At 70.4% G+C, this 4,771-nt stretch carries 5 protein-coding genes and 2 pseudogenes; 3 read left to right on the plus strand and 4 right to left on the minus strand.

Going from position 1 to position 4,771, the window contains the following annotated elements; all coding sequences use genetic code 11:
• The 3 genes and pseudogenes from GJ634_RS15675 to GJ634_RS14130 form a co-directional block, all read left to right on the plus strand.
• Positions 1-390, plus strand: a pseudogene (locus GJ634_RS15675) (hypothetical protein); the annotation flags it as partial.
• Between the two features lie 99 nt (positions 391-489).
• Positions 490-927, plus strand: a complete 438-nt coding sequence (locus GJ634_RS14125) for a hypothetical protein (RefSeq protein ID WP_157503503.1) — start codon at positions 490-492, stop codon at positions 925-927.
• Between the two features lie 48 nt (positions 928-975).
• Complete coding sequence (locus GJ634_RS14130) at positions 976-1,281, plus strand: putative quinol monooxygenase (protein WP_157503504.1); 306 nt, start codon at positions 976-978, stop codon at positions 1,279-1,281.
• Here the strand turns inward: GJ634_RS14130 and GJ634_RS14135 are convergent, their stop codons facing one another.
• The 4 genes and pseudogenes from GJ634_RS14135 to GJ634_RS17035 form a co-directional block, all read right to left on the minus strand.
• Complete coding sequence (locus GJ634_RS14135) at positions 1,282-2,562, minus strand: Tat pathway signal protein (protein ID WP_157503505.1); 1,281 nt, start codon at positions 2,560-2,562, stop codon at positions 1,282-1,284.
• Between the two features lie 33 nt (positions 2,563-2,595).
• Positions 2,596-3,480, minus strand: a complete 885-nt coding sequence (locus GJ634_RS14140) for an ABC transporter permease (protein ID WP_157503506.1) — start codon at positions 3,478-3,480, stop codon at positions 2,596-2,598.
• Positions 3,477-4,454 carry an ABC transporter ATP-binding protein gene (locus GJ634_RS14145; protein WP_331714194.1) on the minus strand — a complete coding sequence of 326 codons (978 nt, stop codon included), beginning with the start codon at positions 4,452-4,454 and terminating at the stop codon, positions 3,477-3,479. Before GJ634_RS14145 ends, GJ634_RS14140 begins: the two co-directional genes overlap by 4 nt.
• Before the next feature lie 212 nt (positions 4,455-4,666).
• Positions 4,667-4,771, minus strand: a pseudogene (locus tag GJ634_RS17035) (integrase); the annotation flags it as partial.

Below are 4,771 nucleotides of genomic sequence, written 5' to 3' on the forward strand. Positions count from 1 at the left end.
GCCCTCGCCGCCCTCCTCGCGCTCGCGCTCGCGCTCGTGGCGTCGGCCGCGCCCGTCGCGGGCCACGGCAACCACGTCGAGGTCGACAGCCAGCACTCCGCGGACGGCACCGTCGTCGTGGAGGCCGTCCGCCCGCTCACGGACGGCTTCGTCGTCCTCCACCGCGCCACCGAGGACGGCGAAATCGGGGCTCCTGTCGGCCACGAGGCGGTCGACTTCGACGAGGGGTTCCGGCAGAACGTCCCCGTCGCGATGGACGACGAGGCGTGGGCGGACTGGCCCGCGAACGGGTCGCTGTGGGTGGTGTTCCACGCCGACAGCGACGGCGACGGCGAGTTCGACCCCGGCGTCGACGAGCGCGCGTCCGCGTTCGGCGCCGCGACCGGATAGGCAGTCACGCTCGCCAAGCGCGACCGGCCCGCGAACGTCGTCGCCGAACGCGCGGAGGCCCAGCAGACGGCGACCGCCACCGCGACCGTCGACAGCGCCGTGCTCCCGGAGGACGGCTTCCTCGTGCTCCGAACGGACTCCGGCAGCGATGGCGACGTCGTCGGCACGAAGGCCCTCGACGCCGGCGCGCACTCGGACGTCCGCGTCGACGTCGACCCCTCGGTGTTCACCGAGAACCGCTCGACCGTGGGGCTGTACGCCCAACTGTACGCCGACGGCGGCGACGGCGCGTTCTCGGCGGACGACCGCCTCGTGCGCGCCGGCGACAGCCCCGTGAGCACGTACTTCCTCGTCTGGCAGGTCGACGAGGTTTCGGCGACCACCGACGAGCCGGTCGTCCGCACGCCATCCGGCGACGACGGCGTGGTCACGCCCACCGAGACCACGAGCGAGTCCGACTCCTCGGTCCCGGGCTACGGGTTCGTCCACGCGCTCGCCGCGCTCGCGCTCGCGGCGTTCCTGCTCGACAGACGGTAGTGTCACGACCCCGACTTTCTTCGCCCGAGCCACAGTAGTCGCCCACGCATGATCGTACTCCACGCGAGTTTCCCCATCGACCCCGAGCACCGCGAGGACGCCCTCGACCTCGCCGACCACCTCGTCGAGCAGTCGAACCGCGAGGACGGCGTCATCGACTACCGCGCGGCCGTCGACGTACAGGACGACAACACGATCCGGTTCTTCGAGCAGTACGAGGACGAGGCCGCCCTCGAAGCCCACGAGGACAGCGACCACTTCCAGCGCCTCGAAGCCGAGCTCCCCGACGTCCTCGCCGGCGAGCCCGACGTCCGGAAGTTCGAGGTCAGCGACGCCACCGAACTCGAACTGTAGTCACGGCTCCGGCGCGGGCAGCGACCGGGACTCCCGGGGCGGCACGAGGAAGTAGCCGCGCCGGCGCACGAAGACGTACTCGAGGATGCCGTTGTTGACGCGCTGGCGCACCGCCGGCGACGACTCGGCGACGTCAGTGCCGTTCATCGCCGCCCGCACGTCCTCGAACGTCGAAACCTCGAGCTGGAGCGACGGGAAGTGGAGGCTCGCGACGCGGCGGTCCGAGCCCACGTCGTCGGTGGACTCGAAGTGCCGCCGGAGCACGCGCACGTTCCCGTCCTCGTCGCGGTTCGCGCGAGCGGCCTTCTGCGCGTGGCCGACGCGGCCGTACTCGCGAGCGTGGCCCGCGAGGTCGCCGACGTACTCGTCGACGCGGCTGTTCGCGCCGAGGTTGTTCCCGACGCCCTCCACGAGGTCGTCGGCCGCGTGCCCGGGACTGAACAGCTCCATCACGCGCTCCTCGTAGTCCTGCTCGCCGTACCAGTCCTCGAGGCGCTGGCGGAGGTTCGCGACGACCTTCGTGGTGCCGCCCGCGAACGGCCCGGACTGGAGGGTGACGCCGTCCTCGCTCGCCTGATTCTCGCGGAAGCCCGCGGTGAACCCCATGAACAGCGGCGCGTCCTCCGGGACCGGCTCGGAGTCGGGGATGCCGGCGGCGTCCTGGTGCTCGGCTGGCAGTCCCGCGCCGACGAACCCCGTCCGCCGCGAGTCCACGGAGAGCGCGTCCGTGAGCGTCGCGTCGACGCTGACGCCGTTGGCGTCGTCGGTCCCGCCCGTGAGCGCGTGCTCGGCTTCGAGCGCGACGGCCGCGCGGTCGCTGGCGAGGTGGACGAGCGCGTCCTGCTCGTCGAACACCGGGTCCTCGAACGGGGACAGCGGCTCCGGGCGCGGGAGGTCGACGCCCGCCAGCGGGGCGTCGAAGCGCTCGAAGTACGCCGGCGAGTACGCCGCCGAGAACAGCAGGCCGTCGCTGGACCACTCGTACGCCTCGTCGAGCACCGAGAACGCGCGCTCGACGGTCTCGCGGTCGGCCTCGGTCGGCGGGCCGTCGCGGTCCAGCGAGAGGTACAGCAGGGTCTGGTGGCGCGGCAGTTCGACGTTCCCGTGCTCGTCGGTGCGCACGTAGTCGTTCCACGCGTGCTGGCGCGCCGGCTTCGACGACGGGTCCCCTCGCGGCGGGTCGTCGTCTGCGAGGTCCAGACACGCGGCGAGGGCGGCGGTGGAGCCGGCGGCGACGGCGGCCTTCAGCACGTCGCGGCGCGACCGGTCGGCGGGCGGCATTCGCCCCAGCGTTGGGCCCGGCCCGGCTTGGGTCTACTGGACGCTCGAACTGGACGCGCGGTTCAGGAAGTAGACGGCGACAGCGCCCAGCGCGAGGTCGAGAGCGGCCAGCACGCCCAGCGCGGGCACGAGCGTGTCCCACATGCCGCCGAAGCTCGTGACCTCGACGACGGTCATCACGTCCCGCCCGAACATCAGCGCGCGCGCCGCGTCGACGCCGTACGTGATGGGGTTGACCGCGGCCACCGTCTGCACCCACCCGGGGAGGATGTCCAGCGGGAGGAACGCGCTCGAGAGGAACAGCAGCGGGAACTGCAGGAGGTTCACCGCGATGATGGTCGACTCCTGGTCGCGGGTCAGAAGCGCCATCACGTTCGAGAACGCGGTGAACCAGACGGAGAAGACGATGCCGACGGCGACGATGCCGACGGCCCCCAGCCAGCCCGTAGCGACGTACTCGCCGACGGACGCGCCCGTGTCCACGTAGAGGAGGACGTAGCCGAGCACGAGGATGATGGAGGTCTGGACGACGATGCGCAGCACCTCCGAGAGCGACTTCCCGAGGAACACCGCGCCGCGGTGCATCGGGGAGACGAGCACCTTCTCGAACATCCCGCTCTCGATGTCCTCGACGAGCCCGATGCCCGACGTCGTCGCCGCGATCAGGGACGTCTGGACGACGATGGCGGGCACGAGGTACGTGACGTAGCTCGCTTCCGTGCCGAGGCTCTGGCTGATGGCGCCGCCCGTAATCTGGCCGAACACCTCCGTGAACAGCACGAGGAAGATGATGGGGTTCAGCAGTGAGACGGTCATCACGAACGGGTTCCGCGTCGTCTTCAGCACCCAGCGCTTGAGGTTGATCCACGTGTCCCGCACGAAGCCGTTGCCCGCCGCCTTCTCCTGCGGTCCCGTCATTCGGCCACCTCCGCGGCCGCCTCGTCGTCGAGGCCGTCGCCCGTAATCGCGAGGAAGACGTCGTCGAGGGTGGGGTCGCGGACGTTGAAGCCGGTGACCGCGAACCCGGCCGCGTTCAGCGCGACCAGCAGGTCGGTCCCGTTCCGGCGCGCGGACGCCGAACGCACGCTGAGTCCGTCGTCGGTGACTTCGACCTCCGCGTCGTCGAAGACGGCCGCGTCCTCGGCGACCTCGCGGGCGCGTTCGAGGGTGGCGTCGTCGGCGTCCGCGAACTCGATGTCCAGCACGGCGCCGCCGACCCGGGCCTTCAGTTCGTCCGGAGCGCCGGACGCGACGATCTCGCCGTCGCGGATGACGCTGAGGCGGTCGCAGAGGTGGTCGGCCTCCTCGAGGTACTGGGTCGTGAGGAAGACGGTGGTGCCGCGCTCGTTGATGCGCTCGAAGTACTCCCAGAGCCGGTTGCGGGCCTTCGGGTCCAGTCCGGTCGTCGGCTCGTCGAGGAAGACGATGGGCGGTTCGTGGACGAGCGCGGTGGCGACGTCGAGGCGCTTCTTCATCCCGCCGGAGAAGTCCTTCGCCTGCTTGTCCGCGACGTCCGCGAGGTCCACCAGCTCGAGCAGGTCGTCGATGCGCTCGGCGCGGTCGTCAGCGGAGACGCCGTACGCCTCGCAGGCGAACCGGACGTTCTCGCGGGCGGTGAGCTCGCCGTCGATGCTGGTCTCCTGGGCCATGTAGCCGATGGACTCCCGGACGGCCCGCGGCTCCGCCTCGACGTCGTGGCCGTTGACCGCGACGCTCCCGCTGGTCGGCTGGAGGAGCGTCACGAGCACCTTGATGGTCGTGGTCTTCCCCGCGCCGTTCGCGCCGAGGAACCCGAAGAACTCCCCCTCCGGAATCTCGAGGGAGACGTCGCGGACGGCCTCGGTCCCGTCCGCGTAGGTCAGTTCCACGTGTCGGGCGTCGATTGCGTTCACGGCCGACCGCAGGGCGCGGGCACGCATATACGCTTTGATTGAACGTTCATTCAATACGCAACGGTCGGGAGTCCGTCGGCAGAGAGAACGCCCGAACCGCCGACGAACGCGGCCAGAACCGCTCAGAACGCCGTCTCAGTAGTTCTCCGAGGACGCGCCGACACCACCGATTCGATATAGCGGCATGTAGTTTACTCACTACCGTTCGAACGTCACGTCAGCGAGTACACGTTCGCGAGGTAGACCTCGCGCACCCGGTCGCCCCAGTTGTGAGTGTACGTGTCGATGATGTCGTCGGCGACGTCCCCGCGGAGGTA

Source organism: Halobacterium sp. CBA1126 (assembly GCF_009741975.1).
Classification (GTDB): Archaea; Halobacteriota; Halobacteria; order Halobacteriales; family Halobacteriaceae; genus Halobacterium.

Excerpts from the sequence above, each read along its gene's own strand:
- GJ634_RS14130 (WP_157503504.1), top strand. The coding sequence starts at position 976 with ATGATCGTACTCCACGCGAGTTTCCCCATCGACCCCGAGCACCGCGAG.
- GJ634_RS14135 (WP_157503505.1), bottom strand. The coding sequence starts at position 2,562 with ATGCCGCCCGCCGACCGGTCGCGCCGCGACGTGCTGAAGGCCGCCGTC.
- GJ634_RS14140 (WP_157503506.1), bottom strand. The coding sequence starts at position 3,480 with ATGACGGGACCGCAGGAGAAGGCGGCGGGCAACGGCTTCGTGCGGGAC.